Annotated in this window: 19 protein-coding genes; 3 read left to right on the forward strand and 16 right to left on the reverse strand. The window is 62.2% G+C overall.

The window, feature by feature from the left end:
- A partial coding sequence (locus tag ETQ85_RS20395; protein WP_148580956.1) for an RNA recognition motif domain-containing protein occupies nt 1-335 on the reverse strand: 335 nt, incomplete at its 3' end.
- 411 nt (nt 336-746) lie between these two features.
- On the opposite strand from ETQ85_RS20395, the gene ETQ85_RS20400 reads away from it, so the two are divergent.
- Nucleotides 747-2,990 carry a PAS domain-containing hybrid sensor histidine kinase/response regulator gene (locus ETQ85_RS20400; RefSeq protein ID WP_148580923.1) on the forward strand — a complete coding sequence of 748 codons (2,244 nt, stop codon included), beginning with the start codon at nt 747-749 and terminating at the stop codon, nt 2,988-2,990.
- Here the strand turns inward: ETQ85_RS20400 and ETQ85_RS20405 are convergent, their stop codons facing one another.
- The 8 genes from ETQ85_RS20405 to ETQ85_RS20440 form a co-directional block, all read right to left on the reverse strand.
- Nucleotides 2,991-3,266, reverse strand: a complete 276-nt coding sequence (locus ETQ85_RS20405; protein ID WP_148580924.1) for a cytochrome C oxidase subunit IV family protein — start codon at nt 3,264-3,266, stop codon at nt 2,991-2,993.
- Between the two features lie 12 nt (nt 3,267-3,278).
- The gene (locus ETQ85_RS20410; protein ID WP_148580925.1) at nt 3,279-3,869 is read right to left on the reverse strand and encodes a cytochrome c oxidase subunit 3 family protein; all 591 of its coding nucleotides are present in this window, start codon (nt 3,867-3,869) and stop codon (nt 3,279-3,281) included.
- A 143-nt stretch (nt 3,870-4,012) separates the two neighbouring features.
- Nucleotides 4,013-4,540, reverse strand: coding sequence for a DUF6306 domain-containing protein (locus tag ETQ85_RS20415; RefSeq protein WP_148580926.1), 528 nt, complete (start codon nt 4,538-4,540; stop codon nt 4,013-4,015).
- Nucleotides 4,541-4,553: 13 nt separating this feature from the next.
- Complete coding sequence (locus tag ETQ85_RS20420) at nt 4,554-5,165, reverse strand: hypothetical protein (protein WP_148580927.1); 612 nt, start codon at nt 5,163-5,165, stop codon at nt 4,554-4,556.
- Between the two features lie 122 nt (nt 5,166-5,287).
- Entirely contained in the window at nt 5,288-6,448 is a 1,161-nt protein-coding gene (locus tag ETQ85_RS20425; protein WP_148580928.1) for an NnrS family protein, read from the reverse strand.
- Between the two features lie 110 nt (nt 6,449-6,558).
- A complete protein-coding gene (locus ETQ85_RS20430) occupies nt 6,559-7,470 on the reverse strand; it encodes a patatin-like phospholipase family protein (protein ID WP_148580929.1) in 912 nt (303 codons plus the stop codon).
- A complete protein-coding gene (locus tag ETQ85_RS20435; protein WP_187394796.1) occupies nt 7,467-8,066 on the reverse strand; it encodes an OmpA family protein in 600 nt (199 codons plus the stop codon). Before ETQ85_RS20435 ends, ETQ85_RS20430 begins: the two co-directional genes overlap by 4 nt.
- Before the next feature lie 107 nt (nt 8,067-8,173).
- Entirely contained in the window at nt 8,174-10,210 is a 2,037-nt protein-coding gene (locus ETQ85_RS20440) for an ABC transporter substrate-binding protein (RefSeq protein WP_187394797.1), read from the reverse strand.
- A gap of 163 nt (nt 10,211-10,373) precedes the next feature.
- On the opposite strand from ETQ85_RS20440, the gene ETQ85_RS20445 reads away from it, so the two are divergent.
- The gene (locus tag ETQ85_RS20445) at nt 10,374-12,527 is read left to right on the forward strand and encodes a TonB-dependent receptor family protein (RefSeq protein ID WP_148580932.1); all 2,154 of its coding nucleotides are present in this window, start codon (nt 10,374-10,376) and stop codon (nt 12,525-12,527) included.
- Between the two features lie 101 nt (nt 12,528-12,628).
- On the opposite strand, the gene thrC is transcribed toward ETQ85_RS20445, so the two are convergent.
- A complete protein-coding gene (thrC, locus tag ETQ85_RS20450; protein ID WP_148580933.1) occupies nt 12,629-14,068 on the reverse strand; it encodes a threonine synthase in 1,440 nt (479 codons plus the stop codon).
- A 58-nt stretch (nt 14,069-14,126) separates the two neighbouring features.
- Nucleotides 14,127-15,236, reverse strand: a complete 1,110-nt coding sequence (locus tag ETQ85_RS20455) for a hypothetical protein (RefSeq protein ID WP_148580934.1) — start codon at nt 15,234-15,236, stop codon at nt 14,127-14,129.
- Nucleotides 15,237-15,328: 92 nt separating this feature from the next.
- Here ETQ85_RS20455 and ETQ85_RS20460 point away from each other — a divergent pair, with 92 nt between their 5' ends.
- Nucleotides 15,329-16,513 carry an HPP family protein gene (locus ETQ85_RS20460; RefSeq protein WP_148580935.1) on the forward strand — a complete coding sequence of 395 codons (1,185 nt, stop codon included), beginning with the start codon at nt 15,329-15,331 and terminating at the stop codon, nt 16,511-16,513.
- Between the two features lie 3 nt (nt 16,514-16,516).
- Here the strand turns inward: ETQ85_RS20460 and ETQ85_RS20465 are convergent, their stop codons facing one another.
- The 5 genes from ETQ85_RS20465 to ETQ85_RS20485 all read right to left on the reverse strand — a co-directional run bounded on the left by ETQ85_RS20465 (nt 16,517) and on the right by ETQ85_RS20485 (nt 22,203).
- Nucleotides 16,517-16,795 carry a DUF2249 domain-containing protein gene (locus ETQ85_RS20465; RefSeq protein ID WP_148580936.1) on the reverse strand — a complete coding sequence of 93 codons (279 nt, stop codon included), beginning with the start codon at nt 16,793-16,795 and terminating at the stop codon, nt 16,517-16,519.
- Nucleotides 16,796-17,131: 336 nt separating this feature from the next.
- Nucleotides 17,132-19,411 carry an ATP-dependent helicase gene (locus tag ETQ85_RS20470; protein WP_148580937.1) on the reverse strand — a complete coding sequence of 760 codons (2,280 nt, stop codon included), beginning with the start codon at nt 19,409-19,411 and terminating at the stop codon, nt 17,132-17,134.
- Nucleotides 19,412-19,930: 519 nt separating this feature from the next.
- Nucleotides 19,931-20,335 (reverse strand): SOS response-associated peptidase, encoded by a 405-nt coding sequence (locus ETQ85_RS27040; RefSeq protein WP_246128843.1) that lies wholly within the window; start codon nt 20,333-20,335, stop codon nt 19,931-19,933.
- A 124-nt stretch (nt 20,336-20,459) separates the two neighbouring features.
- The gene (locus ETQ85_RS20480; RefSeq protein ID WP_148580938.1) at nt 20,460-21,740 is read right to left on the reverse strand and encodes a Y-family DNA polymerase; all 1,281 of its coding nucleotides are present in this window, start codon (nt 21,738-21,740) and stop codon (nt 20,460-20,462) included.
- A gap of 1 nt (nt 21,741) precedes the next feature.
- Nucleotides 21,742-22,203, reverse strand: coding sequence for a LexA family protein (locus ETQ85_RS20485; RefSeq protein ID WP_148580939.1), 462 nt, complete (start codon nt 22,201-22,203; stop codon nt 21,742-21,744).
- Nucleotides 22,204-22,717 lie beyond the last annotated feature (514 nt).

Consider the following 22,717-nt stretch of genomic DNA (forward strand, 5'->3'; position numbering starts at 1 on the left):
CCGCCACCGAAGCCACCACCACCGCCGCCACCGCCGGGGCCACGACGGGCACCGCCGCCGCCACCGCCAAAGCCGCCAGTACGGGGCTCCTGCGGACGGGCTTCATTAACGGTCAGATTGCGACCATCGACGTTCTTGCCATTCAGGGCGGAGATAGCTGCCTGCGCTTCCTGGTCGGAACCCATTTCAACAAAGCCGAAGCCCTTGGAGCGGCCGGTTTCCCGATCCATGATCACCTGGGCAGATGTCACGGTTCCGAAATCGCCGAACAGCTCTTCAAGACTGCTCTTGTCGACGCTGTAGGCCAGATTGCCTACGTAAAGCTTAGTACCCAATTGACGCGCTCCATTTAAGAAATGGCGGCCTTGAGGTGGTCCGCGCATTCACACAATAGCAAGGCATTCCGTGCGCGTCGAATGTTTTTGTAATGTCGTGCCGGCGCGTATTACCCACCCCAAAAAGGTGCCCCGGAATCTTTGTGGCAACGCTGACAACAGCGCTCTTTTTTGTCGGATTCATCACAACAAAAACGCTCTATTCATCAGGGCACTCCAGACAGGCGACAACCCCTGTTCAGTTGCAGGCAGGAATGCCGTAATTGCGTCCCTTGCGCATAGAGTGACACTTCCGACCTATCCACACAGCCCCTAACGAGCCGATGATCATTCAACGCACCAGTCGGTGCACTTAGGTTTCAGCGGTGACAAAATATCCGGCAGGATCAGCACCGCCGGAATCCCTGACCCATGAAAGCCCGGACCTTCTCTCTCCCGATAGACAAACCCTGCCTGCTGCTCGGCCTGGCAGTGGGCCTTGCTGCGCTGTTCGCTGCGGCACTGGCGTGGCTTTACCTCACACAGCAGCAAACCCTCGAACAGACCACCCGGCGCCTCGACTCAGTGCGCCAGGCGCGCATCGAGCTGGCCCAGGGCTTTCTCCATGCCAGCCTCGGCAACGAAACCGAACGCCCCTCCTCCCGCCACGATCAAGGCTTGGCATTGCTGCACCAGGCGACCGAATCCCTCGACACCACCCTGACCGAGCTTGGCGACATCGGCGCCACCCAGGCCGATGCCTTACAGCGCAGCGCCACCCACTTCGAAGCACTCCTCGCCGCCTCGAAACCACAGGGCCCCCGCCAGGCTGAACAGAAGGCGGGCCTGATGGCCGCATTCCAGAATCTGGAACAAGAGGCGGTCCGCGCCGACACCCTGATCCGGCAGCATGCCCATGAGCGGGTCACGTACCTGCACAACCGGTTCCAGCTGGCCTCTGCGGCAACCCTACTGCTCCTCGCCACCATCACCAGCGTCGTGTTTTTTTCCCTGCGCGCGCGCCGCCAGGCAGAACACAAGGAGGAAGCACTCCGGGCCCGCTACGCCCGGGTCATCGAAGGCTCCGACCAGGGCTTCTGGGACTGGCATCTGCAGACGCACCGCTTCGACGCCACCCCCCGCTTCGAGTCCATGCTGGGTTTTGCGCCCGGCGAGCTGGACCTGCGCGAGGAAAACTGGCCCAACCTCGTACACCCCGACGACCTGACAGCCAACATGCAATCCATCGAAGCCCACCTGAAGGGGCTCGCGCCTTACCACGACGCGGAGATTCGCTGCATCACCAAGTCCGGCGAATGGCGCTGGATCCACTCCCGCGGCAAGATTGTGGAGCGCGACGCGGAAGGACGGCCGCTGATCATGTCCGGCACCCACACCGACATCACCGAATATAAAAACCTGGTCGAGGAACTGGACCAGCACCGCCATCATCTGGAGGAACGGGTCGAGGAGCGTACCAGCCAGATCGAGGAGCTCAATCGCCAGCTTGAGCGGCGCAGCACCCAGGCTGAAGCGGCCACCCAGGCCAAGAGTGTCTTTCTGGCCAACATGAGTCACGAAATCCGTACCCCGATGAACGCCATCATCGGGCTGACCCGCATCATGCAGCGGGAAGCCACGAGCCCGCGGCAAGGAGAGTTTCTCGACAAGACCGGCAAGGCCGCTACCCATCTGCTGGCGATCATCAACGACATCCTCGACATTTCGAAAGTCGAGGCGGGCAAGCTGGAGATCGAACAAATCGACTTCCGCCTCGACGAGCTGCTCGAGTCAGTCGGTAGCCAGATCGGCGAAAAGCTCCGCGCCAAGGGCCTGGACTATCAGGTCAGGACGGACGCCATTCCCCGGGGACTGGTCGGTGACGTGACCCGCCTGACCCAGATGCTGCTCAACTACCTCAGCAACGCCATCAAGTTCACCGAGCACGGCGGCATCACCCTCAGTCTGCGGGTTGCAGAAAAAACGGAAACCGGGCTACTCCTGCGCGTCGAAGTCAGCGATACCGGCATCGGCCTGTCCGCCGGGCAACTGGCACGGCTCTTCAATGCCTTCGAACAGGCGGACGGCTCCACCACGCGCAAATATGGCGGCACCGGACTCGGCCTCGCCATCAACCGGCACCTGGCCCGCCTGATGGGCGGAGAAACGGGAGCGGACAGCCAACCGGGGGCAGGCAGTTCCTTTTGGTTCACCGCCCGCCTCGGCATCAGCCAGGCCCAAGACGCCTTACCGGTCGCCAGACCTGATCTGGCCCTGGAGCAAATCCGGCAGACTCACCCGGGCGCCCGCATCCTCCTGGCCGAGGACGAACAGGTGAATCAGCTCGTCGCCAGTGAAATGCTCTGCGACGCCGGACTGACAGTGGACCTGGCCGACAACGGCCAGCAGGCCGTCGAACTCGCCAGCCACCGATCCTATGCGCTGATCATGATGGACATGCAGATGCCGCTGATGGACGGCCTTGCCGCAACACGGCTGATCCGCCGCCTGCCCGGGCATGCCGGCACCCCGATCCTCGCCCTGACGGCCAATGCCTTCAGCGAGGATCGCCAGCACTGCCTCGACGTCGGCATGGACGACTTTCTCTCCAAGCCCGTCGATCCGGATCTGCTCTACGCCACACTGCTGAAGTGGCTGGACAAACCCATGAACTGACTACGACCCCATCGCCACGCCCGCGCTGCCGGCCAGCAGGATCAGCACCGGCACCACGACGAAGTACAGGCGCATCACCTGCCGCAAGCGCGAACTGGCCTCCGTGAGCCCCATGAAATGGCGGATCACCAGCAGGCCTTTGACACCAACGATCGTCGCCACCACAAGCGCCGTAAGGCCTGCCGGCAAGGCGTGCTCACCGAGCCATGCACTGCCCAGCGTCAGCCCCACCAGACCCAGCCACACCCACGTCACCCGGCGTTCCTGCGTATCCATGTCTGGTTCTCCTCAGCGCAGCACGTAGAGCAGCGGAAAAATCACGATCCACGCCAGATCGGTGGCATGCCAGTACAACGTGGCCGCCTCCAGCCCTTCGTGATCCTCCGGGCTGTAAGCACCAAAACTCGTGCGCAGAATCGCCCAGATCAACCCCAGGCAACCCCACACCACATGCACCAGGTGATTGAAGGTCAGGTAGTAGTAGATGGCGATGAAGCTGTTGCCGGTACCGACCACCCCATGATCGACGTTCCAGCGGAACTCGAAGGCCTTGATCACCAGGAAAGCGATCCCACCAACGAGCGTTGCGATCAACCAGTTGCGCGCGCCCGTCACATCGTTGCGGCGAATCGCGCTCAAGGCACGCACGGCAAAATAGCCGCTGGTGAGCATCACCACGGTGTTCGCCACTCCGCTGGCGGTATTGAGCATGGCCGGTCCGTTGTCGAAGTCGGCCGGATGGGTCAGCTTGAACCAGGCATAGGCGACGAACATCAAGGCGAACTCGGTCAGCTCGCACAGGATGCCCACCCAGATCCCCCGGTTACCCGGAACCCTCTCCTCCGCATCGCCCGCCGGAGCGCTTATCGCGAATTCCATGCTGCACCCTCCTGAATTTCAACCAGCCGCCATTTACGCATTGGCGGGCCTGCGCGGAGCTGTACAGTCTTGCCGGATTACCGTGGGTACAGAGTTTATTTACCCGTTGATGCAGGTCAATGACGCAGACAGCACACAAAAGATCAGGCCGGCAAACCGGCCTTGAGCAAGGCCGCACAAGCCGCAATGTTGTCCACGTGCGAACGCCGCATCTCTTCGAGCATCGCCCGCGTGGTCGCATCGGTGATGTCCGGCAATGCTTCGTCAATCTTGCGCACGACCCAGGCCTGGCCCTTGTTCAGGAAAGCCAGCCGCTCTGCAAGCCCGCTGATGGCGAGTGTTTTGTGAACGAAGGCACCGGTATCGTGGGAGGCGCAGCCACCCAGACGCTGAATGCTCTTGTAGAGCGTCACCGCATTGGCGCCCTCGTCTTTCTGCAGGCGGTCGAGCAACTGGCGCACGGGAGAACGGAGATCGAGGCCGTCGCGCAGAATGGCGAGGACCTTGGCGCCGGCCCGCTCCGCTTCCAGCAGGGCATTGAGGCGCTCGACGAGGAGCATGTCGACGTTGCTCGCCTCGGCGCCCTCCCCGAAGTGACCGGGAAAATCCGCGGCAAAGCACGGCGGCGAAGACAGGGCACTGCCAGGCGAATCAGAAGGTTTGCGGGTCATGGGGCCTCCTGGCTCAGTCGACATGACGAATGACAAAAATATCGGGATCGGTGGCGTGCTCGAGCAGCACGCGACGCACCCGGTCCTGCCACAACACGCGGAAGCGCCGGGCCTCGTCGGCGCTGGCATCCCCGGCCAGGCAGCGCTGCATGAGCGGCGCCATCTGCGGGTCGGCAGGCACATCGCGCAGCCGGGCCATCGCATCGACGGCGGCCCCGCTGTCCTTGCGGGTGAAGCGGATGTCGAGGGGCTGTTCCGCGTCGAAGGCCAGCAAATCGCGCCGATCGAAGCGCCCGGCCAGGCCCTTGAAGCCGGTGTCGGTGGTGGCACCGGTGAGCAGTGACACCACGTTGGCGATGACGCCGGTAACGCCGCTTACCCGGCTGTCCCGGAAAGTCACCTGCACGCCGCCACGTTCCGGCAGCGTCGCCCCGTAGAGCGCCCTCAGCGCCAGGCAGGTCAACCAGTAGGCGCTGGCCACGGTCGGGCAGGAATGACCGGCCAGCTTCACGGCGTCGAGGTAGGCGTATTCAATACACCCACCCTCGGCAGCCCCAAGGAAATCCGCCAGCGGATCGTGCATCTGCAAGCGGGGTATGGTGTCGAAAAAGTCCGGATAGTGCATGGGCATCCCTTGTCTGGCGGGTCCGTCAGGTTGGCTCCGCGCTCTCAGGCTCCAACCCTAGACGATCCAAAACCGGGAGGCCTTGACCGGTGATAGGTGGATAAACCCCCCACCTGAACGTCTTAGTGCTCCTTGCCATCCACCCGGGGCGCAAGCAGCCGCGGGAGCATGCGCACGCCGAGAATCGCGAAGCACGCGAACCAGCCTCCGGCGGCAAGATGAACCCAGCGCGGATAGGCTTCCGGCGCCAGCTGGGGCAGCACGATGCGCACGACAAAAGCCGACAGCATGATCCAGATCAACAGCTTGTCACCCACATCAAAAACCACCTTGCGACCCGTGTGGCCCTTGGAAATGCGCACCAGCATGGCCGGAATGATCAGCCCCATGACGCCGAAGGTGAACACATGCACCGACACGCTGCCCACCCAGACCGGCGCAATCAGCAGGTTGGCAAACTCGATCAGCAACTGGGCCACGATCGCCAGATAGCCCAGATACATCACCGCCAGCTCGATCCGGGTCATGCCGAGACGCGGCTGCCAGAACGCGAAGCGCACAAGCAGCAGCAGGGACAGGACCAACAACAGCGGGGCGGCCAGCGCATTGGGCATCCAGCCCTGGAATACCAGCGTCACCGCCAGCAACTTGATGCCTGCGTCGAGACGCGGCTCGCGCAGCACATCCACCTTGAAGACACCCTTCACGAACTGGGTCAGGGTGCGCTCCAGCATCACCAGGAAGGCCGTACGGAACAACCCCACAGCCATCGTCACACCGACGTGAAAATGGTCTGCATCGAGCATCAGCAGCTTGGCGGCCAGAAAAGCCGGCAGGACCAGAAAGAAGAAGTAGTTGTCGCGAAAGCTGTCTTGCTGCCGGTTGCGCAGCAGCGTCCACAGCAGCATCGCCACAATGCTGCCGAGAAACACCGTGTTCGAGAACCAGAACAGCCCGGCTGGCCAGGTACCGCCAAACGCCATGCCGACCCGCTCGAAAACCCATGCCGCCGCCAAACCGACCAGGGCCAGGCCATGATAACCGCGCACCTGCACCCAGTTCTTGGTGGCAGTCAGCAGGAACCCCCCGAGCACAGCCCAGCCGAAGCCGAAAAACATTTCGTGGGCGTGCCACTGCAGCGGCGCAAAACGCCCCTCCGGCGCAGGCAGCACGCCGGTAAACATCAGTGCCCACAAAATCGGCAGGCTCGCTCCCGACAGGCAGGCAAGAAGAAAAAACGGTCGAAATCCGACCAGCCAGAGGGGATGGGCTGAAAGCTTCATGGCGGTTCCTGCCGGAGTTGGGGCACGCTGTCGATCAGGGTCGTCGACTCGGAGCCCATGCTAGGCCAGCACGACAGCAGCCACCTTGACCGGGGACAGGCCCCGGCGCATCACGTCCGCCGCCGCGACCTGTCCGCACCGAGACGCTCGAGGATCACCGGCGCCAGGCGGTTGGCGGCCATGAAACCGGCGGCGATGAAGGTCTTTCGCGACGCAAAATCGGTACTCGAAATACGGGCCACATCCGGACGAATGGTGATGTCGGCGGTAGCCATTTCATTGCTGCGCAGGGACTGGCCCATGATTTCGAAGGAGCGCTGAAGCAGTTCATACAAACCCCCCGCGTGCTCGCCGGCGGGCTCTGCCCCACCCACGTCCACCGCCACCACCAGATCGGCCCCGAGCTGACGGGCCGTACGCACCGGCATCGGACTGATCAGGCCACCGTCGAGATATTCCTGTCCGTTTTGCAGTGCCGGTACGAAAACCCCCGGAATGCTGCACGAGGCGCGCACTGCGAAACCCGCGTCACCGCTGCGCAGCACTGCCAGCTCACCGCTCGGATAACGTGTGGCCACCGCGGCGAAGGGTGTCGGAAAGCTCTCCAGCTGACGTCCACGCAAGGCCTGATTGACGAAGTTCTGCAGACTCTGGCCGGTCACCATGCCCCGGGGCGCATTGCCCTGGACCAGATCAATGATCTCGCTGTCGCGGACCCGCATGGCGATCTCTTCCATCCGGTCACCACTGTGACCCGCCGCCCAGAAGGCCCCGACCAGACTGCCGGCACTGCACCCGACAATCAGGTCGGGCTGGATGCCATGCGCCTCCAGCCCCTTGACGACACCGATGTGGGCAAAACCACGGGCGGAACCACCGCCCAGCACCACGGCGAGCTTCGGCTTGCGGCCGGACCGCTCGGGCACTTTTTGCGCTTGAAGCGGCCCGGCCGACACGGCAAGCGCGGCAAGACCGCCGAGCACCAGCTGGCGGCGTGTCGGTAAATGGATGGATTGACTCATTTTGCAGTGCTCTCCTGACGGGGCTTAAACAGGCTTTCGAGCTGCCCCTTGAGCTTGCTGAAGGCTTCCTCGAAAGCGCCCTCCGGCTCACCGCGGGTCAGGTTCTCGACCTGCTCGTCGAGGATGATGATTTCGACCCGCCGGTTGAGGCGCCGGCCCAACTCGGAATCATTCGGCGCGATGGGCTTGGCAAAGCCGTAGCCAATGGCGCTCAGCCGCGCTTCCGGCACCTGCCTGTCGAGCAGCGCCTGACGCACCGCCGTGGCGCGACTCACCGACAGCACCAGGTTGGCGTTTTCGGCGCCGATGGAGTCGGTATGCCCTTCCAGTGACACGGCCTTGACTGTTTTTTCCTTCAGCAACTGGGCCACCCGGTCCATGTAGGGATCCGAGAGGGATGAATTCAATGTGGCCCTGCCAAACTCGAAGAGGACATTGTCTGGCAACCACAGCATCACGCCGCGCTCGCTCTGGGAAATGGCCAGCTTCACCGGCGGTGCCTTGGGCGCCGGGGTGGCACAGGCGTTCAGGTTCAGGACAAGGACGCTGCACACCGCAACGAGAAAGCCAGGAACCGTACGGACGACAGAAAACATGATCTGCATTCCAAATGGATTTCAACGAAGCCGCAGGCTACAGCAAAGAGCGCCGAAAAGTGATAAACAGTGTCAAATCCGGCCCAACAAAAATGACGCCGGTGTTATCAGCCCGCCACGCAGTCGAACAGGACCACCCGGTCACGCCCGCCCCGCTTGGCCTCATACATTGCCCGATCGGCGTTCACAAGCAGGCTGGCGTCATCCATGCCATCGTCGGGGTAGATCGCAATGCCAATACTCGACGACACCTCAAGGTGCAGACCGGCCAGATCGAAAGGCTCGCGAAGCGCATTGCGGATTTTCTCGGCCACGTGCAGCGCGTCTTCCGCACAATCAATTTCAGGCAGCAGCACCACGAACTCGTCTCCTCCGAAGCGCCCCACGGTATCCGATTCGCGCACACAGGCCCGCATGCGCTGAGCCGCCTCCTGAAGCAGCAGGTCACCCACGGCGTGACCATGAACATCATTGATCGGCTTGAAGCGATCCAGGTCGATATACAGCAAGCCGACCCGGTGCAGGTTGCGGCGGGAAACCACCAGGGCCTGGCGCAGGCGGTCGCTGAGCAGCGCCCGGTTGGGCAGATCGGTCAGGATGTCGTGCTCGGCCATGTAGGCGATACGTTCCTGGCTGGCCCGGCGCTCGGTGATGTCACGGGTCACGCCGTGCAGCTCCACACGCCCGGAGCGCGGGTTGCGGCTGTAGGTGGTGACCACTTCGGTCCACACGCTGCCTCCGTCCTTGCACGGCTGCTCGAAAATTTCGGTGTAAAAGCGTGGCGCGGCGTCCGGATCAGCCAAAAATGCTTCTACTCGCTGACGAATCAGGCTCCTGACGTTTTCCACATCCTGCGGCTTGATCGCGGTGTCGAGGGATGTGGCGATCACCTCGTCGGGGGTGTAGCCGCGCAGGCGCTCAATTGACGGACTGACGTAAAGGTAGCGCAGGGTTTCCGCATCGAGGGTCCACACCACGTCCTTCATCGTTTCGGTGAGCACCCGGTACTTCTCTTCGCTGGCCCGCAGTTCCTCGGCGGCCTCCCGGGTTTGCGCCGCACTGCGGTGCAGGCGGCGGTTGATGCGGTGAATGTAGGCCGCCACCGCCATCACGATGGCAATCAGGGCCAGCGCCCAGCCCAGGTAGATGCGCAAGCCGTCGAGGTCGGCACTGGCGTCGTCGGCGTAAACGAAGCCCCTGAAATCGAAATCCCGCGGCAACATGCCCAAGTCGGCGTAAGTATCCGCAATATGCTGCCAGCGTCCGAGGCTCATGTAGCCGATCTCGACCAGCTCGGGGCGAATCAGCGGCCTCATCTCGCGCGCTTCAAAGAGATAAAAATCGAGGGAATGGGCCGCCGAGTAGCGCTCGTGAATCAACACGGCGACTTCTTCCGGGTGATCCATGGCGTACCGCCAGCCTCTCAGGCTCGCCTCGCGAAAGGCCCGGACCCGCTCAGGCTGCGTCTTGAGCAGCATCTGTGAGGTAAACAGGTTGTCGCCATAAAAATCGATGCCCGCCGAGCGGGGCGAAAACACCAGGTAGTCCTGCCTGGCCTGGTCCAGATAGAACGGCTCATTGGACGAATACGCCGAGATGGCATCAACCTGGCCGTCGATCAGGTCCTGCGGCTTGAAGCTGTGCTCAAGCGACGTAAGCCGGTCGAGGAGAATCTGCTCCCGCCGCAGGTACGCCACCAGTTCATCAGCGCCGCGTTCGATCATCACGCGCTTGCCGACAAGATCATGGATCGACTGGGTCGCCGAGTCCCGGCGGGTGATCAGCACCAGTGGCGAATGCTGGAAGATCGCCGCCAGCACCACCACCGGCTGTCCCGCCTTGCGGGCAATCAGCAAACCGCTGGTGCCGACCCCGAAATCCGCCTTGCCCGCCAGCACCTGGCCCACCACGTCCATGCCCGGGCTGGCCTCCTCAAGACGCACATCGAGGCCCGCTTCGCGGTAAAACCCTTTCTCCAACGCCGCGTAATAACCGGCGAACTGAAAGCCGTGCGTCCACTTGAGCTGCAGCGTCACCGGCACCTGGGCCAGCACGGAGGCCGAAAAAAAGCCGAACAGGAGCGCCGTCAGGCATTTCGCCAGACAAGCGGAAGCGGCAATCGGGACCCAGTGGATCGGCGGCATGGCGGGGCACAGGATGTGCGAGTGAATTTTCAGTATACCGAGCCCTTGACCGGCACGATGCCGCCGAATCATGATTTTCTTGAGGCGAAAACGCTGCGCTGCAGGTATTGTCGGCGGCGCTCCGGCCACCTCCCGGACCAGAAAAACAACGGAGACAGGAAACATGCAGCCCCGCTTCACCCCGACCCCTCTGTACGCAGCCCTGGCTGCAGCCCTCACCGCCGCCTACGCCCCCGCCTACGCCGCCGACAAGGCCTCGTCGCTGACCCTCAATCCGGTGGTCGTCACCGGCAGCCGCGCCGAAGCCGCCAGCTTCGACATACCAGCCGCCATCGACGTCCTCGACCGGGAGCAGATCACCGCCGGCCAGCCCCGCGTAAATGCCTCCGAGGCGCTGATCGCCGTACCCGGCGTGGTCGCCAACAACCGCCAGAACTACGCCCAGGATCTGCAGATCTCGACCCGCGGCTTCGGTGCCCGCTCGGCCTTCGGCGTGCGCGGCGTCAAGCTCATCGCCGACGGCATCCCCGCCAGCATGGCCGATGGCCAGGGTCAGGCTGCCACTTTCAACCTCGACGTGGCCGAGCGCATGGAAGTGTTGCGCGGCCCCTACTCCGCCATCTACGGCAACCATTCCGGCGGCGTGATCCAGCTGTTCACCCGCGAGCCCGAGGCCCGCCCCAGCGTTGAAGGCGGCTTTGCGGCCGGCAGCTACGGCACCACCAAGGCCGACGTGACCGCCCAGGGCAAGATGGAAGGCCTCGGCTACGTGCTCAACGCCTCCCGCTTCAGCACTGATGGCTACCGCGACCACAGCGCCGCGACCCGCGAGCAGGCCTTCGCCAAGATCACCGGCAAGCCCGACGAGGACAGCAAGCTGACCTTCACGGTCAATGGCCTGTGGCAGCACAACACCCAGGACCCGCTGGGTGTGACCTGGGCCAGCTTCAAGAACAATCCTCGCGCCGTAGACCCGGGGAGCGCGTTCAATCCCTATCCGGCAAACGGTTACAACACCCGCAAGAGCATCGATCACCTGCAAGGTGGCGTGGCCTACGAGCGGAAGTTCGGCAGCGACCTGCTGCAGGTATCTGCCTACGCCGGCCAGCGCAGCGTGATTCAGTACCAGGCCATTCCCCGAAGCACCCAGCTGCTGCCCGCCAACCCGCAGAATTCCGGCGGCATCATCGACTTCGACCGCAACTTCCATGGTCTCGGCGCCCGTTACATCGCCGTGCGCGAGGCCGCTGGCGGCAAGCTCACCACCACCGTCGGCATCGACTACGACAGCAGCACCGACCAGCGTAACGGCTACGAAAACTATATCGGCACCACGCTTGGCGTGAAGGGCCAGCTGCGCCGCAAGGAAACCGACACGGTGGAAAGCCTCGACCCCTACGTGCAGGCCGAATGGGCGCGCGGCGACTGGGCACTGACTGCCGGCCTGCGTCATAGCCAGGTCAAGTTCAAGGTGAGCGACCAGTACATAGTCGGCACCAACGGCGACGATAGCGGCAGCCGCAACTACAACCAGACCACCCCCATCCTCGGCGTGGTCTACAAGCTGAATCCGGCCGTCAATCTGTACGCCAGCGCCGCCAAGGGCTTCGAGACGCCGACCCTCAACGAGATGTTCTATTCGGGCTCCGGCGGCAGCTTCAACTTCGGCCTCGCCCCGGCCAAGAGCCGGCACTACGAAGTCGGCGCCAAGGCCTTCATCGGCAACAGCAGCCGCCTCAACCTGGCATTCTTCCAGATCACCACCGACGATGAACTGGTCGTCGACTCGGCCACCGGCGGACGCACCAGCTACAAGAACGCCGGCAAGACCCTCCGCCAGGGCGTCGAACTCTCCTTTGACACCGCCTGGCGTCGCGATCTCACCAGCCGCCTGGCGGTATCGCACCTGCGCGCCATCTACGACGAGAGCTTCACCACCGGCACCGGCGCCAGCCTCAAGACGGTCGATGGCGGCAATGCCATCCCGGGCGTGCCCCGCACCACCGTCTTCGGCGATCTGGCCTGGAAGCTCATGCCCGGCCTGACCACTGCCGTCGAGGGCATCTATCGCAGCAAGGTCTACGTGGAAGACGGTAATACCGCCACACCGGCCCAGTCCTACGCCCTCGCCAACCTGCGCGTCACCGCCGAGCAGCGCGTCGGTCCGTGGCGCTTCAGCGAGTTTGCCCGCATCGACAACCTTTTCGACCGCCAGTACGTGGGTTCGGTGGTGGTGGGCGATACCAACAGCCGCTACTACGAACCCGCCCCGGGCCGTAACAGCATGGTCGGGGTGAACGCCCGTTACACCTGGTAAGCGCATCCCTGTGGGTCGGACTGAAGTCCGACCCACAGTAAAACGGCCCGCAAAAAAATGGCCCCGGAGTCCGGGGCCATTTTCATGGGGTCTGGCGTTCGTTACGCCGCTTCGACCGTCCGCGCAATCAGTGCCTTGATGGCTTCCGCATCCACGTCCATCACCTCGACGCGCTGGGGCAACGCCTCGATGTTGTCGAGGCCGGCCGGACGAACCGGCTTGCGGCCAAGGGCTTCGACGATGGTTTCCTCGAACTTGGCCGGCTGGGCGGTTTCCAGCACCAGCGTGGGCACAGCCGGATCGGCCAGCTCGAAGGCCACCTTGAGGCCATCGGCAGTGTGCGTGTCGATCACCGTGGCGTAGTCGGCGTCGGCACGGCGGATGGTGGCCAGACGCTCGGCGTGATTGCTGCTGCCCGACACGAAGCCGTACTGGCCAATCTGCGCAAACTCGGGCGAAGCGGACAGATCGAAGGCGCCGCCCGCATCGACCTTGCTCCACAGTTCGCGCACCTTGTTGCCATCGCGGCCAACCAGGTCGAACACGAAACGCTCGAAGTTGGAGGCCTTGGAAATGTCCATCGACGGGCTGGAAGTGGCGTGGGTTTCGGCGGTACCCCGCGGGCGATACACACCGGTGCGGAAAAACTCGTCGAGCACGTCGTTCTCATTCGTCGCGAGAACCAGCCGCTTCACCGGCAGCCCCATCTGGCGGGCGATGTGGCCGGCGCAGATATTGCCGAAGTTGCCCGACGGCACCACGAAGTCCATCTGCTGGTCGTTGCTGTCGGTGGCGGCGAAGTAGCCCTTGAAGTAATACACCACCTGGGCGGCCACACGGCCCCAGTTGATCGAATTGACGGCCCCGATCTTGTACTTGGCCTTGTAGGCGTGATCGTTGGACACCGCCTTCACCACGTCCTGGGCATCGTCGAACATGCCGCGCACGGCGATGTTGTAGATATTGTCATCCTGCAGCGAATACATCTGGGCGCGCTGGAAGGCGCTCATGCGGCCATGCGGCGAGAGCATGAAGACCCGCACGCCGTGCTTGCCACGCATGGCGTATTCGGCCGCCGAACCGGTGTCGCCGGAAGTGGCGCCAAGAATGTTGATCTGCTCGCCGCGCTTGTCGAGCACGTATTCAAAGAGGTTGCCCAGCAGCTGCATGGCCATGTCCTTGAAGGCCAGCGTCGGGCCGTTGGACAGTTCCAACAGGCCCAGCTTGCCCGGCTCAAGCCAGTGCACCGGGGTGATGTCCGACGCCTTGGCGCCGTCGCGCACGTAGCCGTACACCTCGGCGGTGTAGGTCTTGTCGCAGATGGCTTTCAGGTCGGCGGCCGGAATGTCGTCGATGAAGCGCGACAGGATGGCAAAGGCCAGCTCGGCATACGACAGCTTGCGCCAGGCATCCAGCTCGGCGCGGGTGATCTGCGGGTAGCTTTCCGGCAAGTAGAGGCCGCCGTCCGGCGCCAGGCCACCAAGCAGGATGTCACAGAAGGATTGGGGTGCAGACTGGCCGCGGGTAGAGATGTAGCGCATGGGTCTCGCCGAGTTGAAAACGAAGGCTTGGAAGATAGCACAACCCGACGCCGCCTTTTCAGGGTCGCGCCACCAGGCTGTGGATCAGCACACCGGCAAACAGCAACACACCGGCCGCCAGCAGCGCCACACCAGCCGTTATCCCGCCAAACAGCAAAGCGCCTCCAGCCAGGAAAAAACCCGTGCGCAGCCCCCCGAAACGCACGAGCCGACGCCGCATCGCCGCCCGGGCTGGCGTTGCCGGACCGGGGAAGCGCCACACCGGCAGCAATTGCGACAGGGCGCCGGCAACCAGCGGCAGCAGGAACAGCGCAAAGAAGCCCACCACCGCCAGCCGCCCGGCCATTCCGCCAAGGCCATGCACGCCACCGGCCACGATCACCACCAGCAGCCCGAAGCCCGCCCCGAGCAATGACAGCGCGGCCCCGTCACCGCGAAGTCGCGTCCAACCGTAGGTGCGCAACCAGCCAGCGAGAGTCTGCCCGACCACGCCACCGATCAGCACCACGCCCACCGGGGTCAGCCACGGCAAGCCGCCCGCCAGCGCGGTCAGGCCCACGCCGGCCAGCGCCCACGGCAGTTGACGGCGCAGACGATTGGCAACCTGCGGATCCGGCTGACCAAGCACCGTAGGCATCAGCACATGCAGGGTGCCAATGGCGGTCAGCCCGATGAAGCCAAGGGTGTTCAGATGCAGATGCGCCAGCCGCAGCATGCCGTAACCGGCCGGCCACAGCAGCCCGACGAGAATCGCCAGCAGCGCGAGAATCAAACAGCCCAGCGCAGCGCCATACCAGGCCAGCCCGGGATGCGGCTTGCCGAGGGTCGCCCGCCCACGATTGAGCAGCCAGGCGAGAAAGATCCCGGCGGCGGCCAGCCCAACCGTCACCGCCCCGTGCAGCACGGCCCCCGGCAGCACACCGGCGAGCACGCCCACCACCGCGGCACCGGCCAGTTGCATGACCAGCGGCAGTCGGTGTATGCGCGCCTCGGCCCCACCGCTGCGGGTCAGCACCGGCACAAAATGCCCCATGGCGGCAAAAATCAGCGGCATTGCACCCAGCGCAAACGCAGCGTGGGCCACCGCCGCTGGCGGGGCGCCCGCCCAGGCAAGAGCAATGGCCATGGCGAACGCAAAAACCGCACTACACCCCAGGTAAATCAGCACCACGTCTCCTTCCGGCCCACCAAACGCACATCAAGGCACGTCGCCCGCCAAGTCATCAAACTGGCCGCCTACCGGCCCACCCCTTACTCCCGATGAACACCCTTCACCTGGCCCTCACCCGCTTCGCCCGCCGCTATCTGTTCGCCGATGCGGCTCCGCTATCCGTCACGGAACGCTGGCGCAGCACGATTGCCGCGCTGCTCGGGGTATTGATCTACGAGGGCGTACTGTTCGTGGTGCCGGTACCAGCCGAGGCCCGACGTCTGCTAGCACCACTCGGGGCCACGTCGGTCATTGTGTTTACCTTACCCCACAGCCCGCTCGCCCAGCCCTGGTCGGTGATTGGAGGGCTGATGCTGCCGGCGCTGGTCGGTTTTGCCTGCGGACTATGGACGACGCCGAGCTACCTGGCCTTCGGCCTGGCGGTGGCGATTTCCGTGGGACTGATGGGCTGGTTGCGCTGCATCCATCCACCCGGCGGCGCCATGGCACTGGTGATGGCCAGCGCCGCCACGCAAGGTCTGGATGCGGCCACGAGCTTCGCCGCCGCCGGCTGGAACATCACCGCCATCCTGATCGCTGCAACGGCCGTCAACAACCTGATTCCCGGGCGCCGCTACCCGCTTTGTTCGCCGGCGGTCGCCACACCCCGACAGCAGCGCCAGAGCCCTGCCGGCATTCAGCATCCGGATCTGGCCGCCGCGCTGGCCGAAATCGATGCCTACCTGGACGTCAGTGAAGACGATCTGGCCCAGGTTTTCCAGCGGGCCGCACGCCATGCCTTTCACCGCCATGTGCTGCTGACCTGCGCTGACATAATGGAAACCACGCCGCTCAGCGTGGCCTTCGCCACCGACCTCAACGAAGCCTGGCGCCTGCTGAACCGGCACAACCGGAGCAGCCTGCCGGTGGTGGACCGGGCGCAACGGGTGATCGGGCTTGTGAGCCTGGAAGATTTTCTGCGCCATGTAGAACCGGACAACGGCCAGCGCATCGGTGACAACGTGCGTCGCCTGCTGCGCCCAACCCCCGGCAGCCATTCGGACAAGCCGGAAGTGGTCGGGCAGATCATGCAGACACCGCGTGACGGGCTGCGCGTCGTCAATGCGGGCGACGGCATTGCGCTGGCGGCCGATGTGCTCGGCCACGACACCCAGCGCGTGGTGCCGGTGGTGGATAACAGCGGCCGGCTGGCCGGTCTCATCACCCCGGCCGTGATGACCGCCGTGCTGCTCCAGCACGAGGCCCTGGACTACGTCCGGAGTGATGAAGGCTGATACTCAGGCGACCCTGGCGAAATCGATGACGATGGCGCCCGGCTCGCGCTGCTGATAGGTGATCGTCACCTTCTCGCCATAGCGCTGCTGCAGCTGGCCGAGCAGCGGAATCGGATCGTGGTCGTTGCAGAAACGCATCGTCTCGCCCGGAATCAGCGAATCGAGCGCGCCGAAGATGGCCGCATGGCGGAAACGCTTGGCAACGCCGCGGGCGTCAAACGGGTACAGGGCTTCGGGGGTGCTGTGGTTGCACACGTGAATGGTCTGAACATCTATTTGCATTACGTATTTTTCCTTTATAAATCAATTGCTTGATGATTGCAAATTAGACCTGTATACAGCTAAATCACGCGGAGTTTGTATACAGGTTTTTGTCGAAAACGCCATGCATGATGATGTGAGATTCGTCACGATTCCTTGATGTAAACTAAAAATCCCGACTGTTTTAGTCGGGATTTCTGTAGAACCTTTTGTAAAGGTCTGTTGGTGCGCTCTGGTACCCTCCGTGAGTTCAATGCTCATCGCGGAAGCGCGTTTGGCTGCTTCGTCGATAGTGACATCAGGGTATGAGCCCAAGCCGGCTACGCAGGTTCAAAGTACGAGTAAGGTAGCCGTTGTTTATAGATCAATCACTTTGATTTGCGAGTTTGCGACAAACATCCGTGCTTCTCCGTCATCGAAGATGATTCTAACCACCCGCTTGTCAACCCACCGATCAATCTTGCCCAGGCCATACACTTCGTGGCGTACTCGTGCCCCAGGGCCCATCGGTCCCTCGGCTAAGGGCGAGTCTCTGGGACTCTCCATAAGACTGTTCGGGTGGTCGGTATAAGACCAAGTCGAGGCGAAAGAGAAGTGCTTGAAGTATTCGTGTGCGATGTCAGGTCGATAGACGGTTGCCGTTCGGAATGGGCCGGCCGACTCAACCGCTAGTCCAGCATGCTTCGCAAGGGCGATGTTCATTTCCCAGAGGAAGCGCGATACCGAACTTTTGCTTTGTCCGTCCATACGTTCGCCAAGCTGTTCCGTATTTTTTCGAAATTCTGCCTCGTCCGGGTGAGCGAGGTACAGTTCGTCGATTGCCCGGGTCACGCCAACGTAGAACAAGCGCCGCTCGGCTTCGATTTCGTCTGTGTCCAGGTGATCCGGGGGGAAACTCCGTTCAACTAGGCCTGGGACGAAGACCACCGGCCATTGATCACCTTTTGCCCGGTGAATGGAGCCGATCCAGACGTGGGGAGCCTTTGGAGGCTCGATCGCATAGGTATCGATGAGGGGATCGATCTCGTCCAGAAACTCCTCGATGCTGCCTTGGTGGTGGTTGGCAATCGTCTTGAAAGCAACCACGTTGGCTAAGATGATCTCCGCGGCCTCCTTTGTGGAGGCTTGTTTCTCGATTGAGGTCACGAAGCTGGTGCCGATCAGATAGCGCTCGAGCACATCAATGACCCGCTCGCTTGGGTTTGTGCTTGTCGCGATAATCTCAAGTAGGTCTGCCCTGTCTCGGATCTGGTCAGCATGATAGCTCTTGGTCTTTGGAGTAATGACGCCCCGAATCGCCGCCGAGAGGTGTTCAGGTCGGTTCATGACCTGTGTCGCCACGCGCTTGACAGTATCCTTGTCCAGATAGAGTCCTGGCCGCTGCAGGAGGCACTCGATCATGTGTCGCATCTCGAGAGGCTCCAGTTGTGTCCAGCGTCCGCAAGCCATTTGCAGAACACCTACGAGTGCCCGGATTTCGGGAATCCGTCCCAGGGGAGGACGACCATATATGTAGTGTGGGATCCGAAGATGGTGCAGCTCAAGCTCCAGAGCGACACTTAGACTGTAGGTTCTTACAAGAACCGCGATGTCACTGGGGGTGTAACCATCGTTGAGCACCTTGCGGATGTGTTCGCCGAGGCCTGTAAGTCCTGAGGAGAGCGGCAGACAGTGGATTCTCGTCTTCGGCGTACCTTCTGCGGAGATGCTGATCTTTGAATTCCGCTTTGTGTTGTAAGACACCACCTGACTGGCGGCCACCGAAAGCAAGTGCCCAAAGCGGAAGGTGTGAGGAAGTGTGTAGCGCGTTGCGTTGCTGAAGTCCTTTTCGAACCCACCAACTAGGTAATCGGGCTTCGCCCCGCGCCATTCGTAGATCGCTTGGTCTTCATCGCCCACGAGCATTACCTTGGCGCGGGTACCGGCCAATATACGTAGCATGGCCACCTGAATCCCATTCATATCTTGGGCTTCATCGATGATCAGATGATCTACCTTGTTGGCCACGTAGCGCTGAGTTTCAGGTTCCTTGAGCATAAGCATGACCGGATCGTAGATCTGGTCTTCAAAGAACCTGATTTTCTGGCGCTTGCGCTCTTGCTCGAAGATCTGGAAGGCGGTTGGGTAGCCTGCTGCTAAGGAGCCGTACCTGCGGTCTTCGAAGACGGCTTCAGCGGAGCGAATATCCGACTTGACCAGCAGAATGAAGGAAACGAAATCGTCAATTAACTCCTTGTCGGGTGTCATGTCAGGGCTATTCAGCTGCTTGAAGACACTCGTGAACACTTGGCGGGCGATGTTTGTTCGCCGATAGTCCTTCTCCACGATCTCGGCCGCGGAGAGCATCCCGATCTGGACAAACCGTTGAACTATCTTGTTGCCCATTGAGTTGAAAGTCCGAATCTCAGGTGGTATGACTTGGACTGCTTGCTCGAAGCGACGAGCGAACGACTCCCTAGCATCACGGTTGAACATGATGACGACGATCTGATGGGCCTGATAGTCTCTCAGAAGATGCCGTACACGCCCGATAAGTGTTTCGGTTTTCCCTGACCCAGCAACGGCTGCCACGACCGCATGACCACCATCGTGCTCAATAACTTTAATCTGTTCTTTAGTGTAGTTTTTCTCGGTCATATGCTTGATCTTGTGACTCACCAAATCGAGTTTTGGAGTTCTGCCTTAGCTCCACCGGTATTAACCACTTTCTTGACACAACATCCCCGGCAACGTTAATAGCCACAACCTTTGTGTTACCAGTCATTCAACTGAGCCAGCGCCATTGGTCGCAATGGCCGAGAGGTAGCCTGACCATCATTTGCGCTGCATTATGTATGCGACTGTACGTCCTGATTCGAGGTGCTCATATGAGCGCCACGACGGCTAGCCTCTGCAGGGGTCAGGCCGCAAACCAACACTCATCCCTCTTAGGCGGGATTTTTTTCATTCGAAAGCTGGCCAAGGCCGTGAGCCTATCTTGGTCCTGTGATCGCGCAACGGATGTCGCTCCTCAGAACAGGGAGTCTGTCGCATGCACTACCTGCTGCGGATCGGGCTGCACCCGCAGAAGATCCGCTTCAGTTGGCCTGAGCAGCCTCCGAGCCGCCGCCTCCGATCTCGCCCGCAGCCAGTCGCCCCAGGCATCGTCCGGCAGGATCACCACCGAGCGTTTTTCGTCCCCGGGCTTATGGGGAAGCGCTGCATGACGGGGTGACCATCGGCGTTGATGGTGAGCATCGACATCGACCAAGACGGAAACCCCTCCGCCTTGATGCACCGCTCCCAGATGCCGGCAATCCCCATGGGCTTGCCGTCCGCGCGTTCAATCCGCCAACGGATTGCCTTCCCGGATTCGTAGCAAGGCTCGTAAATCGCGCTTGCCGGAATAATGCAGAGCTGGCCCCGGCGCCAGGCATCGCGGAAGGATGGCTTTTCCCCCACGGTTTCCGTGCGGGCATTGTAGGTGGATCGCGTAATCTTCGCGTCCTTCGCCCAACTGGGTATCAGCCCGAAGCTCGCCGGTACCCACATTCGTAGCGCAAAGTTGGTGACGATGGGCACGATCGAGCCCGGGTAGGCCTCCCCGTAGTCGAAGTCAGGCGGTGGCAGCGGGAGACTCCTGAGTTCCTCCCGCGCGGAAGGTCGGTAGTTCGCGCACATGGGCGAAGCGTACGCCCCGCGCCGGCTACCGGGCCAGCACCACCGGCAGTTCGTTCCAGTTCGTCGTCCAGGCCGGTGACAAGCGCTCACGGCGCATTCGCCAGTCTTGCTGCAGCCCCGTCGCCAGCGGCTTCAAGGTGCCCCGTCCCCAGCGGGCGTTGATCCGATCCATGGTGTGCATCAGCGCCGCCGATCTTGCCGCGGTGGCGTCGTCGGCCAGCAGACTGGCTTGCTGTCGCCGACGAAGCTCCAGCCCGGACAACAACACGCCAGCCTTTTGGTAAGCGAATCCGGGTCGGTAGATACGCTTGAGTCCCTCCAGGGCGGCAGCAATCAGCCCCCGGGTGTCGCTCGACGGCTCGGCCAGCGGCATCGTGATGCTCCGCTGGTACTGGGGATCTTGCGGCTTGAAGGGGTTGCTGCGAATCGACACGGTGATGGCCGCCGCCGTGCAGGCTTGTGCCCGGAGCTTTTCAGCCGCCCGGGTCGTGTGGCTGGCCACCGATTCAGCCAGCCCTTCGATATCGAACACGGCCATCCCGAAGGAGCGGCTTGCCATGATCTGCTGCTTCGCGGGTGTCACCTCCTCGAGGTTCAGACAGGACACACCGCGCAACTCCCGGACGGTACGTTCCAACACCACGGAGAAGTGCTGCCGGATCCAGGTCGGATCCGCATCCCGTAGCGCTCGTACCGTGCCGATCCGCATTTCGGCGAGGCGCTCGTCGATGCGGCGACCGACGCCCCACACTTCGGAGACGGGGAGACTGGCCAGCAGTTCATCCACCTCAGCCGGATTAAGCGCAGTGAAGTCACACACCCCTTCCGATCCGGCGAGCCTCTTCTTGGCGACGTGATTAGCCAACTTGGCCAGGGTCTTGGTCGAGGCGATGCCAACACACACCGGCAGCCCGACCCAGCGCCCGACCCGCTCCCGGATCTGCCAGCCAAGGGTCTCCGGAGCCTGAGGCAGCCCTGCCAGGTCGAGAAAGCTCTCATCGATGCTGTACACCTCCATGGCGGGCGAGAAGTCCGACAAGACCTGCACGACCCGATTACTCAGGTCCGCATATAGAGCGTAGTTGCTGGAGAAGGCCAGGATGTCGTGCTTACGGGCGAGGTCTTTGAGCTGGAACCAGGGCGCCCCCATCGGCACCCCCAAGGCTTTGGACTCAGCGGAGCGAGCCACCACGCAACCATCGTTGTTGGACAGAACGACCAGAGGTCTGCCTACGAGCGTGGGGTCGAACAGGCGTTCACAGGACGCGTAGAAGTTGTTGCAGTCGACCAGCGCGAAGGTCGGCATCTCAGGCCCCGAAGCGCTTGAATTTGCCCACCACCACACCCCAGATCACAAGTTCTAGCGCCTCGTTTAACGCGATCGTCGGGTAGGCCGGGTTTTCTGCGACCAGCGCCACCTGCCCACCTCGTTGATGCAGGCGTTTCACCAGCCGCTCACCATTCAGGAAGGCCACGACGATGTGACCATGCACTGGACGGATGCTGCGATCGACCACCAGAATGTCGCCGTTGAAGATCTCCGCACCTTCCATCGAGTCCCCATTGACCGGAAAGAAGAAGGTCGAGACCGGGTTCCGGACCAGGTAGTCATTGATGTCGAGGCTACGGTCGGCATAGTCCTCGGCGGGTGACGGAAATCCTGCAGATACCGGAGTCAAACCCAGCGGGAAGGCTTGCGGAGATTGATCCTGGCAGGGAAAACGATGATCAGGGAAATCCTCGGGGCAGGATAGCGTACTCGTGGGCATGGTGCAGACTGCGGCCTTGGTAGTGTAATTTTATACACTATAGCGTACGGAAGGCTATCTGGCCCCCTCCCCGTCTTGCCTGATTCCCTGCGGCAACCTCCTCGCTGATCATGAGCCATCCGGTTCTTCTGTCTTTGGGCGATACACGATTCGGAGTTTGGCGGGCGGGACGGCTTCCAATATACCTGTCGCGTCGAGCAGGGTCATGGCAGTGCCCTGCTCGAAATGAGCGGCATGCGTCACATCATCAGGGGGCGCTGGGTGCGGGCTCTAGGTTTTAGGCTGAAGTAGTCCCGCCACGCGCGGTTTCTGTTGAGACTTCCCCATCAACAGGCCAAAGAACACTCCGGGTGTCGAAAATCGATATGTAATATTTATTTGACGATGGCATTTCATGTTGATAGCGTTATGCCTTGGTCTGTCGATAGGAGAATGAGCTCGTGAAGGCGTTTCTTGTGGCAATGCTGGTTACCGGATTATGCGGCTCAGCTCAGGCAGGGGCGCCGCGGGAGGA

Source organism: Zoogloea oleivorans (assembly GCF_008107625.1).
Taxonomy (GTDB): domain Bacteria; phylum Pseudomonadota; class Gammaproteobacteria; order Burkholderiales; family Rhodocyclaceae; genus Zoogloea; species Zoogloea oleivorans.